The sequence below is a fragment of the Pseudomonas sp. 43(2021) genome, from assembly GCF_017490805.1.
In the GTDB taxonomy this organism is placed as follows: Bacteria; Pseudomonadota; Gammaproteobacteria; order Pseudomonadales; family Pseudomonadaceae; genus Aquipseudomonas.
Window position 1 is genome coordinate 1 of sequence record NZ_JAFGYJ010000439.1, and the last position, 466, is coordinate 466.

At 62.4% G+C, this 466-nt stretch carries 1 protein-coding gene; it reads right to left on the reverse strand.

Translation table 11 applies throughout. The features are described 5' to 3' along the window. On the reverse strand, positions 1 to 466 hold a 466-nt coding region (locus tag J5M71_RS28050), incomplete at both ends, for an acyl-CoA thioesterase domain-containing protein (RefSeq protein ID WP_207838847.1).

Here is a 466-nt window from a genome sequence, read left to right on the forward strand (position 1 = left end):
GTTGCGGGTTGTACGGATCCTTTTCGGTGACCGGGCGTACTTCGATCGGTTTCGGGCACAGCAGTTTTTCACGCATGTGCTCGGGAATCAGGTGCGCACGCTGCTGGATCAGCTCCAGCTCCGAGGGCAGGTTTTCCGGGCCGACCACCGCCGGCATCTGGCCCTGATGCTCGAAGCCTTTTTCGTCGTACTGGAACGAAGCGCTGCACGTGAAGATCGGGTGGCCCTTCTGGATCGCCGTCACACGGCGGGTGCTGAAGCTGCCGCCATCACGGACGCGATCAACCGAATAGACCACCGGCAACTTGGCATCGCCCGGGCGCAGGAAATAACCGTGCAGCGAGTGCACATGACGCGCCTCTTCCACCGTCTGACTGGCCGCCGACAGCGACTGGCCGAGCACCTGACCGCCGAACAACTGGCGGAACCCCAGATCCTGGCTGCGACCACGGAACAGGTTTTCTTC